This is a genomic window from Pseudomonas sp. NY5710 (genome assembly GCF_013305665.1).
GTDB lineage: Bacteria > Pseudomonadota > Gammaproteobacteria > Pseudomonadales > Pseudomonadaceae > Aquipseudomonas > Aquipseudomonas juntendi.
This window is the reverse complement of the sequence record NZ_CP045554.1, coordinates 2598745-2618372: the sequence shown is the minus strand read 5'-3', so window position 1 is coordinate 2618372 and position 19628 is coordinate 2598745. Positions and strand designations below refer to the sequence as shown.

18 protein-coding genes and 1 pseudogene are annotated in these 19628 nt (G+C 61.3%); 3 read left to right on the top strand and 16 right to left on the bottom strand.

Annotated elements, in window-relative coordinates:
- Window positions 1-87 precede the first annotated feature (87 nt).
- The 12 genes and pseudogenes from GEV39_RS11710 to GEV39_RS11660 form a co-directional block, all read right to left on the bottom strand.
- Window positions 88-849, bottom strand: a complete 762-nt coding sequence (locus tag GEV39_RS11710) for a 1,6-dihydroxycyclohexa-2,4-diene-1-carboxylate dehydrogenase (protein ID WP_173889119.1) — start codon at window positions 847-849, stop codon at window positions 88-90.
- Between the two features lie 147 nt (window positions 850-996).
- Window positions 997-2007, bottom strand: coding sequence for a benzoate 1,2-dioxygenase electron transfer component BenC (gene benC, locus GEV39_RS11705; protein WP_173889117.1), 1011 nt, complete (start codon window positions 2005-2007; stop codon window positions 997-999).
- Window positions 2008-2079: 72 nt separating this feature from the next.
- Window positions 2080-2565 carry a benzoate 1,2-dioxygenase small subunit gene (gene benB / locus GEV39_RS11700; protein ID WP_054913626.1) on the bottom strand — a complete coding sequence of 162 codons (486 nt, stop codon included), beginning with the start codon at window positions 2563-2565 and terminating at the stop codon, window positions 2080-2082.
- Complete coding sequence (gene benA / locus GEV39_RS11695; RefSeq protein ID WP_173889115.1) at window positions 2562-3920, bottom strand: benzoate 1,2-dioxygenase large subunit; 1359 nt, start codon at window positions 3918-3920, stop codon at window positions 2562-2564. The genes benB and benA overlap by 4 nt, the downstream gene beginning before the upstream one ends.
- An 83-nt stretch (window positions 3921-4003) precedes the next feature.
- Window positions 4004-4333 carry a hypothetical protein gene (locus tag GEV39_RS26095; protein WP_249414382.1) on the bottom strand — a complete coding sequence of 110 codons (330 nt, stop codon included), beginning with the start codon at window positions 4331-4333 and terminating at the stop codon, window positions 4004-4006.
- A gap of 111 nt (window positions 4334-4444) precedes the next feature.
- A pseudogene (locus GEV39_RS26090) lies at window positions 4445-4690 on the bottom strand (RHS repeat-associated core domain-containing protein); the annotation flags it as partial.
- A 121-nt stretch (window positions 4691-4811) separates the two neighbouring features.
- Window positions 4812-5768, bottom strand: coding sequence for a benABC operon transcriptional activator BenR (gene benR / locus GEV39_RS11685; protein ID WP_173889111.1), 957 nt, complete (start codon window positions 5766-5768; stop codon window positions 4812-4814).
- A 327-nt stretch (window positions 5769-6095) separates the two neighbouring features.
- Window positions 6096-6830 carry an RHS repeat-associated core domain-containing protein gene (locus tag GEV39_RS11680; protein ID WP_173889109.1) on the bottom strand — a complete coding sequence of 245 codons (735 nt, stop codon included), beginning with the start codon at window positions 6828-6830 and terminating at the stop codon, window positions 6096-6098.
- Between the two features lie 104 nt (window positions 6831-6934).
- The gene (locus GEV39_RS11675) at window positions 6935-7990 is read right to left on the bottom strand and encodes a GlxA family transcriptional regulator (protein ID WP_173889107.1); all 1056 of its coding nucleotides are present in this window, start codon (window positions 7988-7990) and stop codon (window positions 6935-6937) included.
- A gap of 141 nt (window positions 7991-8131) precedes the next feature.
- Window positions 8132-9160: a glycine betaine/L-proline ABC transporter substrate-binding protein ProX gene (gene proX, locus GEV39_RS11670; RefSeq protein ID WP_173889105.1), complete on the bottom strand. Its 1029-nt coding sequence runs from the start codon at window positions 9158-9160 to the stop codon at window positions 8132-8134.
- Between the two features lie 68 nt (window positions 9161-9228).
- Window positions 9229-10182: a glycine betaine/L-proline ABC transporter permease ProW gene (gene proW, locus GEV39_RS11665; protein WP_173889103.1), complete on the bottom strand. Its 954-nt coding sequence runs from the start codon at window positions 10180-10182 to the stop codon at window positions 9229-9231.
- Window positions 10183-10203: 21 nt separating this feature from the next.
- Window positions 10204-11364, bottom strand: a complete 1161-nt coding sequence (locus tag GEV39_RS11660; protein WP_173889101.1) for a quaternary amine ABC transporter ATP-binding protein — start codon at window positions 11362-11364, stop codon at window positions 10204-10206.
- 362 nt (window positions 11365-11726) lie between these two features.
- On the opposite strand from GEV39_RS11660, the gene GEV39_RS11655 reads away from it, so the two are divergent.
- The gene (locus GEV39_RS11655) at window positions 11727-12707 is read left to right on the top strand and encodes a LysR family transcriptional regulator (protein ID WP_054912987.1); all 981 of its coding nucleotides are present in this window, start codon (window positions 11727-11729) and stop codon (window positions 12705-12707) included.
- 132 nt (window positions 12708-12839) lie between these two features.
- The gene (locus GEV39_RS11650) at window positions 12840-13724 is read left to right on the top strand and encodes an alpha/beta hydrolase (protein WP_173889099.1); all 885 of its coding nucleotides are present in this window, start codon (window positions 12840-12842) and stop codon (window positions 13722-13724) included.
- A gap of 100 nt (window positions 13725-13824) precedes the next feature.
- On the opposite strand, the gene GEV39_RS11645 is transcribed toward GEV39_RS11650, so the two are convergent.
- Window positions 13825-14586 (bottom strand): hypothetical protein, encoded by a 762-nt coding sequence (locus tag GEV39_RS11645; protein ID WP_457254840.1) that lies wholly within the window; start codon window positions 14584-14586, stop codon window positions 13825-13827.
- A gap of 88 nt (window positions 14587-14674) precedes the next feature.
- The gene (gene hisN / locus GEV39_RS11640) at window positions 14675-15466 is read right to left on the bottom strand and encodes a histidinol-phosphatase (protein WP_173889097.1); all 792 of its coding nucleotides are present in this window, start codon (window positions 15464-15466) and stop codon (window positions 14675-14677) included.
- A gap of 223 nt (window positions 15467-15689) precedes the next feature.
- On the opposite strand from hisN, the gene GEV39_RS11635 reads away from it, so the two are divergent.
- Window positions 15690-16322, top strand: coding sequence for a helix-turn-helix transcriptional regulator (locus tag GEV39_RS11635; RefSeq protein ID WP_173889095.1), 633 nt, complete (start codon window positions 15690-15692; stop codon window positions 16320-16322).
- 126 nt (window positions 16323-16448) lie between these two features.
- Here GEV39_RS11635 and GEV39_RS11630 read toward each other — a convergent pair whose 3' ends face one another.
- Together GEV39_RS11630 and macA are read right to left on the bottom strand one after the other, a co-directional pair.
- Window positions 16449-18458 carry a MacB family efflux pump subunit gene (locus GEV39_RS11630; protein ID WP_173891691.1) on the bottom strand — a complete coding sequence of 670 codons (2010 nt, stop codon included), beginning with the start codon at window positions 18456-18458 and terminating at the stop codon, window positions 16449-16451.
- 8 nt (window positions 18459-18466) lie between these two features.
- Window positions 18467-19624, bottom strand: a complete 1158-nt coding sequence (gene macA / locus GEV39_RS11625) for a macrolide transporter subunit MacA (protein ID WP_173889093.1) — start codon at window positions 19622-19624, stop codon at window positions 18467-18469.
- Between the last annotated feature and the right edge of the window lie 4 nt (window positions 19625-19628).

Below are 19628 nucleotides of genomic sequence, written 5' to 3'. Positions count from 1 at the left end.
GGTGGTGACGGGGAAACTACCCTCAACCAGGGCCGCTAGGCAATTCCCCGCCTTGTTGCCAGATGCAACGCCGCAAGACCAGGCGGTTCAGCCGAGGTCACCGCCACCTACCGGCAGGGTCACGCCGGTGATGTATGACGCTTCATCGCTGGCCAGGAACAGAATTGCCCCGACCTGCTCGTCGATGCTGCCGTAGCGGTGCATCAGGCTGCTGTCGAGGGTCTGGTCGACAATTTGCTGGTACCAGCGCCTCTCCTGCTCGGTTTGTTCGGCGGTGTTGCGCGGCACCCGCCGCGGCGGCGCTTCGGTGCCACCCGGCGCGGTGGCGTTGACGCGGATGCCACGGCCAGCGGTTTCGAAGGCCAGGCAAGCAGTCAGCGCATTGACCCCACCCTTGGCCGCACCATACGGCACCCGGTTCACGCCCCGCGTGGCGACCGACGAAACGTTGACAATGACCCCACTGCCGCGTTCGAGCATGTACGGCAGTGCGGCGTGGCAGCACCACAGAGTGGGGAACAGCGAGCGGCGCACTTCGGCTTCTATCTCTTCGGCTGCGTAGTGCTCGAAAGGCTTGGCCCAAATGGTACCGCCCACATTGTTGACCAGTATGTCGAGGCGGCTGAACGTTGCTACTGCGCTGGCCATGACCCGGGCACAGTCGGCGTGCAGCTCAAGGTCGGCGGTCAGGGTCAGCACCCCCTCGCCGGCCAGTTCGTGGACCAGTTCGGAGCGGTCTACCGCCACCACTTGCGCCCCCTCGGCCTTGAGCCGCCAGCACACGCCACGACCAATGCCTTGGGCGGCGCCGGTGACCAGGGCAACCTTGCCTTGGAATCTGTTGTTCATGTTCAAATCTCCGCTTCCCCGCGGTCCCCGTAGGAGCGGGTTTACCCGCGAATGCGTCCGACCAGGCAACGTTGCTGTACCTGCTGGCCTCTTCGCGGGTAAACCCGCTCCTACAGGGGGGCGGTGTCATGCTCGGGATAAAGGTAATCAGGCCGCCGCCGCGAACTTTTCGTAGTAGAAGTTGGCCGGGGTAATGCCCTGCTCACGCACGTACTGGCTGACCGCTTCGACCATCGGCGGTGGCCCGCACAGGTACACATCCACATCGCCATCGTTGAGGTGGCCCGGCTCGATGTGCTGGGTCACGTAGCCCTTGTGCGGGTATTGGCTGTCCGGGTTGGCCACGCAGGCGCTGTAGGTGAAGTTGGGGATGCGTGCAGCCAGTGCTTGCAGGCGGTCGAGCTCGACCAGGTCGAAGTCGTTGGTCACGCCATAGATCAGGTGCAGCGGGTGTTCACTGCCCTGCTCGGCGATCTTTTCCAGCATCGCGGTGAATGGCGCCAGGCCGGTACCGCCGGCCAGCAGCAACAGCGGGCGCCGAATCGGGCGCAGGTAGAAGCTGCCCAGCGGCCCGGTCAGGCTCATGCTGTCGCCGGCCTTGGCCAGGTTGGTCAGGAAGCTGCTCATCAGGCCGCCCGGCACGTTGCGGATCAGGAAGCTGACTTCGCCGTCCTTCTGCAACGAGCTGAACGAGTAGGCGCGGCTCTGCTCGCTGCCCGGCACCTTCAGGTTCACGTACTGCCCTGGCAGGAACGCCAGGCGGCTCAGCGCTTCGCCCTTGATCGACAGGGCAATGGTGCTGGCCGACAATTGGCGCACATCGCTGATGGCCGCCTCGAAACGGGCCTGTTCGGTCTTGCACAGCTGCGACGACGCCGGAATGCGAATCACGCAGTCGCTTTCGGCGCGCATCTGGCAGGTCAGCACGAAGCCTTCGGCGATTTCGTCTTCGCTCAAGGCCTCATCGATGAAATTGTCGCCCAGGTCGTAACGCCCGGATTCGGCCTTGCACTTGCAGGTGCCGCAGGCGCCGTCGCGACAGTCCAAGGGGATGTTGATGCCTTGGCGGTAAGCCGCATCGGCGACGGTTTCGTGGCCGGTGGCCTCGATGAAGCGGGTGACCCCGTCTTCGAAATTCAGTGCGATCTGGTAGCTCATGTTGCACCTCGCGGGCGAGCCGACCCACGGCGCATCGCAAAACGCACCGGGCAGTGCTCGCAAAAACCTGTATCAGATGTGGTAGATGTCGATGACCTGGCGCACGTAGTCGTTCTTCAGCACGACCTTTTTCGCCTTGATCAGCGGCTGCTCACCGCGCAGGTCGAGGGTGTAGAAACTGGTGCCGAAGTAACTGTCGGTGGTCTTGTAGCGGAAGCTCAGCGTGTGCCAGTTGAAGCGCACCTTGCAGCTGCCCTCGCCCTGCTCCACGATCTCGATGTTGCTGATGTTGTGCGAGGTGCGGGTATCAGGCACGGTCGCACTGGAGCGCTCGGTCTTGATGCGGAATATGCGGTCTTCCAGGCCACCACGGTTGCCGTACCAGATCAGCGAAATTTCGCTTTGTGGGTCTTCGGTCAGGCTGTCGTCATCGTCCCAGCTCGGCATCCAGAAGCTGGCGTCGCTGGCGTACAGTTCCAGCCACTGGTCCCACTGGGCATCGTCCAGGTAGCGCGCCTCGCGGTAAAGGAAATCGCGCACCGTTTCATGCAGGCTCATTGCACGGCCTCCACGGGGATCAGTTGTTGTTCGTCCTTGAGGGCGCGGACCATGGTGGCCTGCCAATACTTGTGCTGCAGCACGAACAGGCCTTCGTCCTCGGTGCACACGCCAGACAGTAGCGGCTGCAGTTCGATCTCTTTGGCCGCCGCATCGGCGCCTTCCACCCAGTGCGCCGCACCGCGGGACATGTCGTTCCAGCCAGTGCCGCCGCCATAGCCAGTCTGGCACGAGCGGAACTCTTCCAGGTCGTCCGGGGTGGCCATGCCGCTGACGTTGAAGAAGTCTTCGTACTGGCGGATACGCTTGGCCCGCGCCTCGGCGCTCTCGCCTTTCGGCGCGATGCAATAGATGGTGATTTCGGTCTTGTTCACCGAAATCGGCCGGGCAACGCGGATCTGCGAGCTGAACTGGTCCATCAGGTACACGTTCGGGTACAGGCACAGGTTGCGCGAGTTCTCGATCATCCAGTCGGCCCGGGCCTGGCCGAAGTCGGCCGCCAGTTGCTCACGGCGCTCGTAGGCTGGGCGGTCCTCGGGGTTGGCCCAGCGGGTCCACAGCAGCAGGTGGCCGTGCTCGAAGGAATAGAAGCCACCGCCCTGCTTGGCCCAGGCAGCAGCGCTCATGGTCTTGATCGCGTCACCGGCCTCGCGCTGCTTGCGCTGGTTCTGGGTGGCGGCGTAGTTCCAGTGCACGGAGCTGACGTGGTAACCGTCGGCACCGTTCTCGGCAGTGAGCTTCCAGTTGCCTTCATAAATGTACGAGCTGGCACCGCGCAGCACTTCCAGGCCTTCGGGCGACTGGTCAACGATCATGTCGATGATCTTCGCCGACTCGCCCAGGTGCTCGACCAGCGGCTTGACATCGGCATTCAGGCTACCGAACAGGAAGCCGCGGTACGACTCGAAGCGCGCCACCTTGGTCAGGTCGTGGGAGCCGTCGCAGTTGAAGCTGTCGGGGTAGCCGGCATTGCTCGGGTCTTTTACCTTGAGCAGCTTGCCGCTGTTGTTGAAGGTCCAGCCGTGGAACGGGCAGGTGTAGCTGGAACGGTTGCCGCGCTTGTGCCGGCAGAGCATGGCACCGCGGTGGCTGCAGGCGTTGAGGAAGGCGTTGAGCTCACCGTCCTTGTTGCGCGCGATGAAGATCGGCTGGCGCCCCATGGTCAGGGTGAGGAAGTCGTTGTTCTCGGGGATCTGGCTTTCGTGGGCCAGGTAGATCCAGTTGCCCTCGAAGATGTGTTTCATCTCCAGCTCGAACAGGCGAGGGTCAGTGAACATCTCGCGCTTGCAGCGATAGATGCCCTTTTCACGGTCGTCCTCGAGCATGGCATCGAGGTAGTCGAATCCCAGGGACATGGCCAGGGTCTCCCTTGTTATTGTTTAGACCTGGTCAGGTTAGGGAGACCGCTGGCGGGGGACTATCCGGATTGTGCAGAGTGTTATCCACTTACGCGGATGTGCTTTCCGGTTTCCCCAAGCTTCCAATGTACTTTTGTAGCCTTTGCTGCTTCTGCGGGCAGATTTGTGGAAATTTTAGCCAGGAGATCAGTGGTTCTACGCAACACTCTCATATCGTTTTCATCTAGAAGTTTGTGGTTTCTATGCATGTTAAGATTGTACACTTCCACCATGTTGTACTCCTGCTGAGACCAGTTGTCGGTCGTGTGCAATCGCTCCATTTCTTCTCCCATATCTCCCGCAGTAAAACGACCTGAACGCTCAAAGTCTTTCACGCGTTGAGACCGAACCAGCTCACGATGTTCTTGCATGCGGGATGACATTATTTTATTAACGGCTAGTTGCTTAGCGGATGGAGTGCGAGTGAAAGGATCGGCTAACTGTACCCGTGGTGGTCGCCGACGAAATAAGGACCGAAAATCGTGCCCGCTCGGGTCAATGTTGTTAACAGGATCCCCGCCACAGTAGGCGTAACAATTCAACCCGCCAGCTCCCATCGGGCTCAAGCTGTCCGGGCTATGGAACCTCATCAAAGCCGGATTCAAAGCACGGTATCCATTCCCCAGCAAGTAGTGCCCTGTGGCTGGCTCCTTTCTCTGCCCGCTGAAGCGCAGCACTGATGCGGATTGCTCGCATCCGTCATGCCCATAAACTGTGTACTGCAGTGCACAAGAAGAATTCTGCGTGTTCGACATGGTTACCACCTTTTAGCCGCAATAAAGCAGATGGTGGGTCGCGCATGAAGGACAAGCAACTAGCATAACTATCAGGTGGCAACGCTGACACGCCTCATCCCCGGCGCTTGAACGTCTGCGAAGGCAGCTCGCCAAACTGCTGCCGGTACACATCCGAAAACCGCCCCAGATGCAGAAAGCCATAGTCCAGGGCTAGCTCCGTCACACTGCGCACGGCACAAGTCGGGTCATTCAGGCATGCATGCACCCGCTCCAGCTTGCGCTGGCGAACGTAATGCTTGGGCGTAGTCCCCAGGTGCTGGTCAAACAACGCATACAGCGACCGTAAGCTCATGCACGCCTGCTTTGCCAGCACTTCAGCCGACAGCTCCAGCTTCAGGTTGCGTTCAATGTAATCGAGTATGCGCTCCAGCCCCGCTTGCGGCGCGCTCAGGCTTTCCCGGCGGATATTGGTGCTCATCAGGGTCAGCAGCTTGCTGGCGACGATCTGGCTGTAATGGCCCTGCACCCTGGGCAGTGAATCGCTCACTTCTGCTTCGTGGCAAACCATGGCCAGCAAGTTGACGAAGCCGTCCAGCTCGTCCAGCCGGTAATGATTACGCAAGAAGCGCACCCCCCCGTCGGGCCGGTGCCAGCGTTGTTCGTCGCAGATCGAGTCCAGCAGCCGGGTCGGCACCTTGAGAATAAATTTTTCGCAGTCTTGCGAATAGGTCAAGTCAACCGGGTCGTCAGGGTTGATCAGCAGCAATTCGCCCGGTACCAGGTGCTGCTCACCCTTGTGCCCGCGCCACAGGCAGTTGCCGTTAAGCAGCACCTGCAGGTGGTAGATGGTCTCCAGTGCGGGCGACGTAACCCGCACACTGCCGCCGTAGCTGATGCGGCACAGGTCGAGTTCGGCGAACTTGCGGTGGCTGAGGCTGGCCTGGGGGTGGGTGGTGCGCGACAGGCCGATGCAATGCTGGCCGACATGCTGGTTGACATAATCGGACACAGCATAAGGGTCGGCGTGGTGAAACACGCTACTGCGTTCGCTCAGCAGGCGGTTTTCCATAGGCAAGGCACTCGGCATCGTTATTGTTCTGGTCGCCGCTTCCTACGCCTTTTTGGGGCTGTGGTTGCGGTCGTCACGGTCATTTTATCGGGGCGGTTGCGGGTCGCGGGGGCAGGCGACAACCGATGGATGGGCACACTACAGCAAAAAGGCGGGGGTTGGGCAATGCGACGGAAGCACTGAATGGGCGGATAGCGAACACCACACCCAGGGAATGAGTGCGATTATCGACCAACTCAGTGAGTGCCTGCCTACGTCGTTACTTCTCTTCTGCGGAGATTTACATAGACAGCGCTCCACGGCCGACAGTCTGCTTGCAAACAGAATTCAAGTCCGGATGCCATAGTTATTCCTAATGTTTTCGGCATAAGTTGCAGTCTCGCCCACTTCTATGTCCATAATATTTCGATAGACAGAACGCAGCGCAGACATTGGATCCCTGGAATTACCAGCCGTCGTCATGTAAATCACCAGTCTGGTCCTGAAAAAAGTCGGGTCAGAGACAATGGGGTCTACAGAAATAGATGTGGCCAAACGCTTTGACTCATCAAATATTTGACGTGGATTGAGCATCCCTTTTGCTTTGAAAAAATCGGGCCAACTGAGTGAGGATGGTGGCAAGTTGTCTAAAAAATTTAGAGATAAGTTGAATTCTTTACTGCTGTATCCCGAAAGCCTACCTGCTGTATCGAGAGACGTGGCAGATCGACTGCTTGAAGGGCTCTTCGGGGATGGCGACCAGCTCGGAGGTGAAAGCCTCGCGATCTTCGAAGGCTTCGGACTTCCTGCATTACCTGGCGGGGTGGATAGGTGTCCCGTGCGGTCCACATGGTTGACAGGATCATTTTTACAATAGCCGTATATATGTTCACCGCCTTTACCAAACGGACTGAGGGTATCGGGTGATAAGAAACGCATCAGGCTGGGGCTGTACAAGCGATAACCCAAGCCCAATGGATAGCAACCGGAACAAGGATCGTAGTACTCCCCATTGAACCCGATGGGTGAGAAAGACTTCTCATCCGCTTGAACACCATAAACGGTATACGGTAAAAAAATCATAGACGTATCTCACCTAACATGGCTACCGTACAGATTGCATGCTCTTCGTCCGGTTGACACCTGGTAGAAATATCAGTTTTTGCTAGTCAACGATAACGACAATCCTACAGCACCGCCACATCCTGCCGCCCTGCCCAGCCCTGGCTGCGTGCCCGGTACTGCCGCGGTGCAATGGCGAACAACTCACGAAAGCGCCGGTAGAAATGCGGGAAGCTGACAAACCCGCTGGCCACCGCCACTTCGGTCAACGACTTGTTGGTGTGTTGCAACAGCTGCCGCGCATGGGTCAGGCGCAGCTCCAGGTAATACCGTGGCGGCGTGGCCTGCACATGGCGGCGGAACAGGCGTTCCAGGTGGCGGCGGGATAACCCCGCGTGTTCAGCGATCTCGTCGATACCGATCGGGTCTTCGATATTTGCATGCATCAGCTCAAGTGCCAGGCGCACGCCGTGAGGCATGCCAGGGTCAATGTCCGCCACGCCGGCCGCAGTGTCATTTGCCACCCGCGAACGGTCGCACGCCAGCATCTGTTCCACGGCCCGCCGCAACGGCACCCCACCCGCCTGCTCAAGCATGGCCAGCATCATGTCCAGCGCACTGCTGGCACCCGCGCAGCTCATGCGCCTGCGGCCCAGCACATGGGCGTGGCGGCTGATCCGCACCTTGGGGTAGAGCTCGCTCATCATCGCCCGGCCATCAGGGTGAAAAGCGCAGTCGTGGTCATCGAGCAAACCCGCCTCGGCCAGGAAGTAGGCACCGTTCCACAAGCCGCCCAACTGGCAGCCCTGCTGGTCGGCTTGGCGCAGTTTGGCACGCAACTGGGGGGCAGCTTGCAGGCACACGCGTAAACCGCCGCAGACCAGCAGGCAATCCAGGCCTTGCACCTGCAAATCGGTTAGTTCGGTGTTGACCGGCAAGGCAATGCCCAGGTCGCTCATCACCTGCGGCCCCTCGCCCACCACCTCAACCTGGAACAACGGCGTGGCGCTCATCAGGTTGGCGGTTACCAGGCTGTCCATCGCGGCAGTGAAGGCCATCATCGAGAAATGCTCGCGCAGGACGAATGCCACCCGCTGGCAGGGCATTGGCAATGAAGTGCGAAAGCCGGGCTCCAGGTGGGCCAGGTTGGTGTTCTTGAGGATGCTTTCGAAGTGGCTCATGGCTATTAACTCAACAGCGAGAATCGCATTGGCTGCTTCGCGGGCTTGCCCGCTCCCACAGGCATTGCACAGTGTTCAGAACCTGTGGCGGACCTGTGGGAGCGGGCGAGCCCGCGAAAAAGCCAACGCTGATGGATCAGGTTACTTACCGGCCTGGGCCGCAGCATCACGCGAGGCTTGCAGCCACTGGTCAAACTGCTGACGGTGGGCGGCAACCCATTCCTTGGCATGGCGGGTAATGTCGGCAGGCTTCTTCTCGCCCTGCTGCATCTTCAGGTTCTGGTTGCTCTCGTCGTCGGTGCTGATCTGCACCAGCGACAGAAACTTCAGCGCCGCCGGGTTCTCCTCGGCAAAGTCCTTGTTCAGCACCGCCACCACCTTGTCGATGGCAAAGCCCAGGTTCTTGCCGTGGTAGGTGGTATCGACGTCGTTGTTGCCATCCGGCAGGTCGGTCTTCGGTACTTCCAGCCAGACGACGTCCTTGCCCTCCACCAGTACGCTGGCAATCCACTGTGGCACCCAGGTGAAGTAGAGGATTGGCTTGCCTTCCTTGAAGCGGGCTATGGTGTCGGCCATCAACGCAAAGTACGAGCCCTGGTTCACGGTTACGGTCTTGTCCAGGTCGTAGGCCTTCATGTGGTGGGAGATCACCAGTTCGCAACCCCAGCCCGGGTTGCAACCCGTCATGTCAGCCTTGCCGTCGCCGTCGGTGTCGAACAGTTTGGCGATTTCGGGTTTTTTCAGGTCGGTGATGTACTTGATGTTGTATTGGTCGGCCGTTTTCTTATCGATCAGGTAACCTTGGGCAACACCGGGCAGGATATTGCCGGTCTTGACCATTACGTCATCGCCACCGGCCTGCTGGTAGAACTTGTCGTGCAGTTTTTCCCACAGGTGCACGGTGAAGTCGGCATCGCCGTTGGCCAAGGCCACCATCATCACGCCGTACTCGGTCTCCTTCGGCTCCTGGACCTTGTAGCCCAGCTCGCGCAGGCCCTCCATCGCCACTTCGCCGCGGAAACGCTCTTCGGCAATGGAGGGGAAGATCGGCGTTACCTTCACGCCGTCGCCGGGTTTGTCCGCCGAAGCGTGTGCGGCCAGCGCGGCGGCGGCCAGGGTCAGCGCGGTCGCGCATTTGAGGATGCTGCGGGAGAACTTGGATGGGTGCATCGTCGCTTACCTTTTCTGTTTTTCTTCAAGTGCGGCAGGTCGAACGGTTCAAAAAATTCTTGCGCGCTTCAGGCAGTCTTGCGCCGCCCTTGCGGTTGCGCGGCACCACACAGGCGCAGCACCACGCCTACGGGGCCGGTGTGGTACCAGCGCACGCCAGGCTCGGCATTGCTGCGCGCGCCGATGGCCTGGGTCAGGCGGTCGAGGAAAATCGCCAGCAGCACCAGCCCTACACCGCCGGCCGTAGCCAGGCCCATGTCCAACCGGCCGATACCGCGCAGCACCATCTGCCCCAGGCCACCCACGGAAATCATCGAGGCGATCACTACCATCGACAGCGACAGCATCAGGGTCTGGTTGAGGCCGGCCATGATCGTCGAGGTGGCCAGCGGCAACTGCACGCGGGTCAGCATCTGCCGTGGCATGCAGCCAAAGGCGCGTGCGGCCTCGATCTTGTCCTCCGGTACCTGGCGGATGCCGAGGTTGGTCAAGCGCACCAGTGGCGGCAAGGCGAACACGATGGTCACCAGCACGCCGGGCACATTGCCGATGCCGAACAGCATCACCACCGGTACCAGGTAGACGAATGCCGGCAGCGTCTGCATGGCGTCGAGCACTGGCCGGATGATGCTTTCCAGGCGGTTGCTGCGGGCGCAGACGATGCCCAGCGGAATGCCGATCACCGCGCAGAAAAACACCGAGGTCAGCACCAGCGCCAGGGTGGTCATCGACTCCGACCACACGCCGATCAGGCCGAGCAAGGTCAGGGTGATGAAGCACAACAGCGCCATGCGCTTGCCGGCCAGCTGCCAGCCCAGCAACGACGAGAGGATGATGCCGATGGTGGGCGGGATGCTCTGCAGGGTGAACTCGATGCCATTGAGCACCTGGTCGATCGGCCAGCGAATGGCGCGAAACACCTCACGTGAGTTGTGCACCAGGAAGTTGAGCGTCGCAGTGACCCAGTCGCCCAGCGGGATGGTGGCCGCCTGGAACGGGTCGAGAAGGCTGAATTCGGACATGAGGGCTTACCTCTTGGTGGCTTAGTTGCGGCTCAGGGTCTGTAGCAGCTCGTTCTTCGACAAGGTGCCTTTGAAGGCACCCTGGCGGTCGAGTACCGGCACCGGGTACGGCAGGTTGGCCGCAATGCCCAGCACTTCATGCAGCGGCGTGTCGGTGTACACCGGACGCTGCTCGTGCAGGCTATAGCGGTCACTGGCGGTGGCGCCGGCCGCATCGGTGTCGACCACACCCAGCAACTGCCCGCGGTCGTCAATCAGGTAGCCAAATGGCACACCGGCCTGGAAGCTTGGTGCCTTGCCGTTGACCTTGCACACCACAGCGGGGTCGAACTTGGCGACATCACCGGCCTTGAGCACCCGCGAGCTGTCGAAATGCTTGAAGAAGGTGCGCACGTAATCGTTCGCCGGCTGGTTGATCAGCTCTTGCGGGGTGCCGATCTGCACCACGCGGCCACCTTCCATGATCGCGATGCGGTGACCGATTCGGATGGCCTCTTCGATGTCGTGGGAAATGAAAATGATGGTGCGCTGCTGCTCGGCCTGCAGGCGGATCAGCTCGCCTTGCATTTCGCTGCGGATCAGCGGGTCGAGGGCCGAGAACGCTTCGTCCATCAGCAGGATGGCCGGGTCGTTGGCCAGCGCCCGGGCCAGGCCCACACGCTGCTGCATGCCGCCCGACAGCTGGTGCGGGTAGCTGTGCTCGTGCCCGGCCAGGCCCACCTGGCTCAAGGCCTCACGGGCACGGCGATGGCGTTCGCTTGGCGCTACGCCGGCAATCTCAAGGCCGAAGGCCGTGTTTTCGAGCACGCTCATGTGCGGCATCAGGGCGAAGGACTGGAACACCATGCCCATTTCCTTGCGCCGCACGTCGAGCAGGGCCTTGTCCGAGAGCCCGGTAATTTCCTTGCCGTTGAGGTGGATGCTGCCGGAGGTGGGTTCGATCAGGCGGTTGAACAACCGCACCATGGTCGATTTACCCGAGCCAGACAGGCCCATGATGACGAAGATCTCGCCACGCTTGACGGAAAAGGTTGCATCGAAAACGCCGACGACGTGGCCGGTTTTGCTGAAGATCTCGTTCTTGTCGGCGCCCTTGCGGAGCATCTCCATGGCCATGTCCGGGTTAGGCCCGAACACCTTGAAGACATTGTTTACCGAAAGAATCTCATCGGCATGGCTCATACGACCCTCTTTATTATGCTTATAACCAATCTTTCAACATCGCACTTTCAATAAGGCGGTAGAGATCAGTGCGAGTACGCTTGGCAGTCCGTTCGAATGCGAACGTGAGTCAAAACCGGCACGCAGGAAATCCTGCTTCAAAAAATTATTCGACATCGATGTCTCGAATGTCGCGCCGTGAGCTCAACGTTAGGGCCTGCACCCCTGGCGGTCCAACGACATTTGTTTGCCGCTAACCATTACCTGAGGTTATCGATCGCCGCTGAGCTGCAGCTCCAGGCGCGGTGCGCACTTACCAGGCAACGTGGAACACGCTAGAGTAGAGCGATTGGCCACCCCCCAAGGACCACGCGCCCGCCCCCATGGTCAGACACCTCGAGCCCGATCAGACGCTGATCAAGATGCCCTCCCTGCGCGCCGTGAAGGTCTTCGTGGCTGCCGCCCGGTACCAGAACTTCACCCGTGCCGCCGAGGCGCTGTGTGTCACCCAGGCTGCTGTCAGCCGGCAGATCCGTGAGTTGGAAACCTACCTGGGGGCCGAACTGTTCAACCGGGTCGGCCGTGCAGTGGAGCTGACCGTGGCCGGCTCGATCTTCTTCGATGCGGTGCAGTTGTCATTCGTCAACATTTCCCAGGCCGCCGAGCGTATCCGCAGTAACACCAATACCAAGCACGTGGTCACCTTGTGCTGTTCGCCGGCGTTCGCGGCGTTGTGGATGGGGCCACGAATGCCAAAATTCTTTGCCGAAAACCCGGACATCGACATCAATCTGGTCACCACGCAGAACTTCCTGTCGATGGAGCCGGGGGTGCGGCCTGACATCTACATCACCAAGCTGGGCAAGGTGCAGGCTGGCTACAGCTCGCACCCGCTCAACCATGACGTGATCTACCCGGTGTGCACCCCACAGTACCTGGCCCGGCACCCCGAAGTGCAGACGCTGCAAGGCTTGCGCGATGGCACCCTGCTGAACCTTAGCCCTTATGGGCGTTCGCAGGTGGCCGAACATGTGGACTGGAACGTCTGGCTGGCCTTCCACGACGTTGACCTGAAAAGCCGCGCCAACACCGCACCGCACTTCTTCAACGCCAACGACTACAACCTGCTGGTGCAACTGGCCCTTGGCAACCAGGGCGTAGCGCTGGGCTGGCACCACCTGGTGGCACAACTGGTGGCCCAGGGGCTGCTGGTGCGCCCGGTGCAAGAGGAGTTGGTGCTCAAGGACACCTTCCACTTCCTGGCCTTCAACGAAGACAAGGAACATGAGCCCAGTTGCCTGCGCTTGCGCGACTGGTTGCTCGAAGAGTTCCAGCCGTTGCTGGATTCACTGGGCAGCAGCTGAGCCGCTGTTTCACAGGCGCGCAACGGCCGGCACTGCTCACCCGCTCACTGCGGTAACAGCTTGCAACCAGTCCAGCCCACCATTGAGGCACTTTCCTCACACGCACGCCCCGGCATCTGTTAAAAAGCCCACATGCCCACCCTCTTCCTCTCCCACCTACGCCGCCGCTGGCTGACCTGGTTGTGTGCCACCTTGCTGGTGATCGGCCTGCCCAGCAGTTGCGCGGTGCTTCAGCACAAAGAGCGCGAACTGGTGTTCCGCATCGAACCTGGCCAGGCCAGCTGGTTCCGTGGCCTGCCCAGCGGTGTGCAGGAGCTTGACCTGCGGCCGCGCAGTTTCGCTGCCAACCAGAGCCTGCACGCCTGGTGGTGGCCTGCCAGGCGCGCCAATGCCCCGGCCATCCTCTACCTGCATGGGGTGCGCTGGAACCTGACCGGGCAGTTGTTCCGCATCGAGCAGTTGCATGCCATGGGCTACTCGGTGCTGGCCGTGGACTACCGCGGCTTTGGCCAGAGCCGCGGCGGGCTGCCCTCCGAGGCCACTGTCTATGAGGACGCGCGCATCGCCTGGGAGCGCTTCGCTCAGTTGCAACCCGACGCGGGCAAACGGCTGATCTTCGGCCATTCGCTGGGCGGTGCGGTGGCCGTGGAACTGGCCCGCGCGCTGGCAGCCGAAGCACGCCAGGGCGGTGCCGCGGCCCCGGCGCGTGGGTTGATACTGGAATCGACATTCACCTCGTTGGGCGATGTCGCCGCTGCGGTAGCCAATACGTCACTGCCGGTGCGTTGGTTGCTGTCGCAGAAGTTCGACTCGCTGGGCAAGATCCAGGACATCGGCTTGCCCGTGCTGCTGGTGCACGGGCTGGATGACCGCTTCGTGCCAGCGCGTTTCAGCCAGCAGTTGTTCGATGCCGCCCAGGAACCCAAGACATTGCTGCTGGTGCCCGGGGCGAGCCATAACAACAGCATGAGCCTGGCCGGGCAGCGTTATCGACGGGCAATACAGGCGCTACTCTGAAAGCGTTACTGGCCCCCTTTGTAGGAGCGGCCTTGCGTCGCGACAGGGCTGCGCAGCAGCCCCGGCAATGTGTCGTCATGGCTAGATGCAACAGCCAAAGTCACTGTACAGGCAGGAAGTTCATCAGCAGCAGGCTTTGTGCATAGTTCAATCCGATCCGCCGATACCGCTCATCCAGCAACTCTGCCAGCAAATCCAGGCGCGCCACGATCTTCCCGAACTCCACGGCAAAGCTCAGGTTGCTGCTCTCTTCGGAGATCTCGTTGGAAAACAGCAGCAACACGCCATTGGCATCTTGCCGCTGGCTCAACATCCAGGTGGCCTTCTCGATATTGCGCGCGGCGTTGTTGATGAACAGTGGGTCGATCGTGTCGGTCATGTAGAACTCGGTGCGCCCGCCGTGAGCGGTGATCAGCATGCTGCCGATGGCATAGATGAAGGCGCCGACGCGGTCACCGCGAAACTCCGGGCTCAACGCGTAACTCAAGGCTGCCAGGTCGCGACGGTTGCCCAGCTGCGCCAGCGGCTGGCGGTGTTCGATGGCCTTGCGGATCTGCCGCTCGGCAGTGGCGGCGTCGACGTACCCCGACATCTTCAACTGGTTGGGGTTGCGCAGGTACAGCTTGTTCATCAGCAGGTACAGGCTTTGCAGGTTGTCGCGCATCGACAGCGTGGCCAGGCGGTCGACACTGGTCTGGAACAGTTCGCTGGGCTTGCCGTCGGCAAACTGGTCGAGCATGTCGCGGCCCTGTTCCTGGGTGCAGGCACACAGGCAGGTGAGCACGCCTGCCAGCAGCACGCGGGGAATCAGATGAGGGTAGCTTGCAACCATCGGCACCGGGTCGATATTCGGCGGCCGCATCGGGGATCGATGTGGCCTGGCCAAGCATAGAGCGCGGAAATGGCAAAAAGTGCAGTGTAAAGGCCGCCGCAGGCCCGGCGGCACACCCTCACATGGCGTGGCGCAACTTCTCCACCATCTGCGCGTGCAGCACTGGGTCACCACAGGCCACTACACAGCCACCGTGCTGCGCCGAACTGCCATCCCAGGCGCTGATCACCCCACCCGCCCCTTCGATGATCGGCATCAGCGCCTGTACGTCATAGGGTTGCAAGCTGGCCTCCACGATCACATCGACGAACCCCGACGCCAGCATGCAGTAGGCATAGCAATCGCCGCCGTAGCGCATCAGCCGCGCCTGGCCGGCTACCTCCTCGAAGGCGGCCTTGCGCTTGGCCGTGTCAAACATGTCGGGGGTGGTGCACATCAGCGTGGCCGTAGCCAGGTCGGCGCAGGCACGGGTACGCAAGGGTGTAGCGTTGCGCCAGGCCCCCTCGGGCGTGCCAATGAACCGCTCGCCGGTAAAGGGCTGGTTCATCACCCCCAGTATTGGGCGGGTACCATCGTTCAGCGCAATCAACGTCCCCCACAGTGGCAGGCCGGTGATGAAGGCACGGGTGCCGTCGATGGGGTCGAGCACCCAGGTCAGCGGGCTGCTGCCCACCGCCACCCCAGCCTCTTCGCCAAGAATGCCGTGCTCCGGGTAACGCGCCTGGATCAACGCGCGCATCGCGTCTTCGGCCGCCTTGTCGGCCACCGTCACCGGGTCGTACAGGCGCCCCCCCTTGTCCTCGACGTCCAGGCTGGCACGGAAGTACGGCTTGATCGCCTGTGCAGCGGCGTCGGCCAGTTGCTCGGCGAATATACGCAATTCACCCATCTGTGGGGCACTCAGGGACATTGGCAACAGGCCTCGTGACAGTTATGAAGGTCGGCATCATACCCTACAACCTGCATTGCACCAGCCGTGAGCAAAAGATGCCACTATAATGCCATTAGGCGCCCTTCATTTAACCGTCACTCATTCGTTGTACTAGGATACCGAACAGGTTCGCCCGCAAGCCGAGGATGCGGCTGGCAGACACGCAACGGCACAACCCTTACTGGCCTTCATGGACGATACGATGAATTCAAAACAGCTTTACCCGCAAATTGGCAAAGTCATCGCCAGCACCGGCAGCCATCAGTTTCCGCGCATGCTGCACGACCTGATCCAGGCTCACCTCGCCATCGACGCCATGCAGATCCGCCACCTGCCTGGCCTGCCTTGCGAATCGAGGCTGTTCGATGAAACGGTATTCTCCCCCCAGGCACAGCCAGGCAGCGACTTCAACGACCCTGCCCGCCTGCACCGTATCTGCCATAAAGGCAATGCGCGCATGGAGATCCAGGTGCTGCGTGCCGACTCCACCTACGGTTTTTCGAGCTTCGAGCGCCGCCACCTGGACGCGATTTCCCCCTTGCTGCTGCCCATGCTGGAAAAGCACATCGACGCCTTGCAGCCTGGCCCCGAGCGCCATGCCCGGGAAAACCTCGAACAGCGCTTCGTCGACCGCCTGGCGCAGTCGGGGCTCAAGCTTTCCGAGCGCGAGCGCCAGGTGTGCCTGGGGTTGCTGGCCGGGCATACCGCCCCACAGCAGGCCGAGCGGCTGGCCTTGAAGGTGAATACGGTTGAAAGCTACCTGCGTCGGGCGGCGATCAAGCTGGGCATCAGTGGGCGGCATTCGCTGATGCGCTGGATGTATGCCGAGGGCTGATTAGTGTTTCCGTGTATCGGCCTCTTCGCGGGCAAGCCCGCTCCTACAGGTACATCACAGGTTCTGAAAACTGTGCAAAACCTGTGGGAGCGGGCGTGCCCGCGAAGCGGCAGGCACAGGTCTGCCTCAATCCCGGGCCAACGCCTCGATCGGATCAAGCCGCGCTGCGTTCCTTGCCGGTACAAACCCGAATACCACACCGATCAGCGTCGAGCAGGCAAACGCCATGACGATCGAGGCTGGCGAAAACACCATTTCCCACTGTTTGACGAACAGCTCGAACAGGTACCCCACGCCATACGACAAGCCGATCCCGACCAGGCCGCCAAACAGGCACACCATCACCGCCTCCACAAGGAACTGTTGGCGAATGTCCGACTGGCGTGCCCCCACCGCCATGCGAATGCCGATCTCGCGGGTACGTTCGGTCACCGACACCAGCATGATGTTCATCACCCCGATGCCGCCCACCACAAGCGAAATCACGGCAATCAGTGACAGCAGCAAGGTTAGCGAGCGGCTGGTCTTCTGCACCGTCTGCATGATGCTGTCGAGGTTGTTGGTGAAGAAGTCCTTGGTCCCATGGCGCTGCAGCATCACCCGGGTCACCTCCTCTTCAACGCGCTTGCTGGGCACGCCATCCTTGATGCGCACACTGATGCTGTCCAAGTGCCGCTGGCCCAGGATGCGCCCGGCAGCGGTTTCGTAGGGTACCCAGATGTTCAACTGGTTGCTGGCGACGAACAGGTTCTTGTTTTCGGCCGTTACCCCGATCACCGTGCACGGCAGGTTGCCGACCAAAATCACCTGCCCTAGCGGGTCAACGTGCGGGCCGAACAGGCGCTTGCGGGTGTTGTGGTCGATCACCACCACTTGTGCCTGGCGCCGTGCATCGTCGGCGCTGAACACGATGCCGGCGGCCAACGGTATGTTGCGCACCTGAAAATAATGCTCGCTCACGCCATTGAGCTGCGCGTCCACGTCCAGGTTGCGGTAGCGCACCAGGGTGCTCTGGCCGATCACTGGGGTGGCGCTGTCGACGTAGTACAGCGCGTTGAGCGCTGCCGCGTCGGCAGGTAGCAAGGTTTCGATGGTCTTGGCCCGGCTGTCACCGAAATTGCTGCCGGAGTAGATGTCGATGGTGTTGCTGCCAATGGCCTGGATATCTTTCAGTACATAGCCCTTGGCACCCTCGCCAATGGCCGAGATAGACACCACCGAGGTGATGCCGATGATGATCCCGAGCATGGTCAGCAGGGTGCGCATGCGGTGCGAGATCAGCGCGAGCCACGCCATCTTGAACGCCTCGCGGAACAGCCCCAGGCTGACCCGCAGGCGGCGCCCAACCGCCACCTGGGCCACAGGTGCCGGTTGGGCTTCAGGTTCAGCGATGGCGATGGCAGGTGCGCTGGTACGTCGGTCGCTGACAATCTGCCCATCACTGACCTCGATGATGCGTTCGGCATGCGCCGCCACCTTGGGGTCATGGGTCACCAGGATCACCGTGTGCCCGGCCGCGTGCAGCTCCAGCAGGATGTTCATCACTTCCTTGCCGCTGGCGGTGTCCAGTGCGCCGGTCGGCTCGTCGGCCAGAATCACCTGGCCGCCGTTCATCAGCGCCCGGCAGATACTCACCCGCTGCTGCTGGCCGCCCGACAGTTGGCTGGGGCGGTGCTCCAGGTGGTGCTTCAGGCCCAGCCGGGTCAGCAGCTCGCACGCCCGGGCATGGCGCTGGCCCTGCGGCGAGCCGGCGTACACCGCCGGTATCTCGACGTTGTGCAGGGCATCCAGGTGCGGCAGCAGGTGGTAGCGCTGGAAGATGAAGCCAAAATGGTCACGGCGCAGCGCCGCCAGGGCATCATCGTCCAGCTCCCGGGTTTCCTGCCCTGCAACCTGGTAGCTACCGCTACTGGCGTGGTCGAGGCAGCCAAGGATGTTCATCAGCGTCGATTTGCCCGAGCCTGAGGCGCCGATGATCGCCAGCAGCTCACCGCTGTGAATCTGCAGGTCGATACCCTTCAGCGCCAGGAAAGCTCGATCGCCAGCCTGAAAACTGCGCGTCACCCCCTGCAAGCGCAGCAATGGCTGTGCCGGGTTGCAGGTCACCGCCGTGCCTGCGCCAGGCTGCACATTCATGTTCATGCTCACGCCCCCGTTTCGCCTGACACCGGCTCGCCAATCACCACCCGGTCACCTTCGGCCAGGCCATCCTCGATCTGCACCTTGACGTTGTTGTTGATGCCCGCCTGCACGTTGCGCAACTGGGCGAACCCCTTGGCATCGAGCACCCGCACCGGGAAGCTGCCATCAGCGTTGCGTGTGCCCAGTGCGGCCACGGGCACGGTGAGTACGCCGCGGGCGGTGTCGAGCACGATATGCACCTGCGCAGTCATGGAAATGCGTAGGCGGTGGTCGGAGTTGGGTACTTCGAACAAGGCGTTGTAGAACACCGCGCCAGTCGGCTTGCCACGGCTGCCTTCCTGTTTGTCGCTGCTTTGTGCGTAGTTCTGTGGTGCGGGTTCGGTGCCGCGTAGCTTGGCGTAGTAGCGTTTGTCCTCGCCAAGGATGGTGAAATACACCTCCTGGCCAGGGGCAATGTGGATCACATCGGCTTCCGACACCTGGGCCTTGACCGTCATGGTGTCGAGGTTGGCCAGCTTGAGCAGTACCGGCGCCAACTGGTTGGCGATCACGGTCTGCCCCTCCTGGGTGACGATGCCCACTACATGGCCGGTGATGGGCGCATTGATGCGGGTATAGCCCAGGTTGACCTTGGCCGTGTCGATTTCCACCCGCGCGCTCTGGATCTGCGCATCCAGCGAGCGCACGGCAGCCTGCTGCACTTCGTATTCCGACTCGGCATTCTCGAAGTCCTGGCGCGACACCGACTCGTCAGCCTGCAGTTCGCGGTAGCGCTGGTACACGCGCCGGGTCTGCTTGAGCTGGGCCAGGGCCGAACGCCGTTCGGCCTGCAATTTTTCCTCGTCGACTTCAGCCTGACGCAGGGTATTGCGCAATACCAGCGGGTCGATCTCGGCCAGCCACTGGCCCTGGGTCACCTTGTCGCCGAGCTTGACCTTCAGCGACTTCAACTGCCCCGACACCTGAGCACCCACATCCACCTGCTTGATGCCTTCGAGCGTGCCACTGGCCAGCACCGCGTTCTCGATATCGCCACGCTCGACCGTGGCGGTGATGTATTGCGGTGGCTTGGCCGGGGCCTGAATGGCGTACAGGCTCATGCCTGCAACCAAGGCCACTGCCAGGCCGAAGCCGTACTTGCGCAATCTGGACTTGTTCATGAAC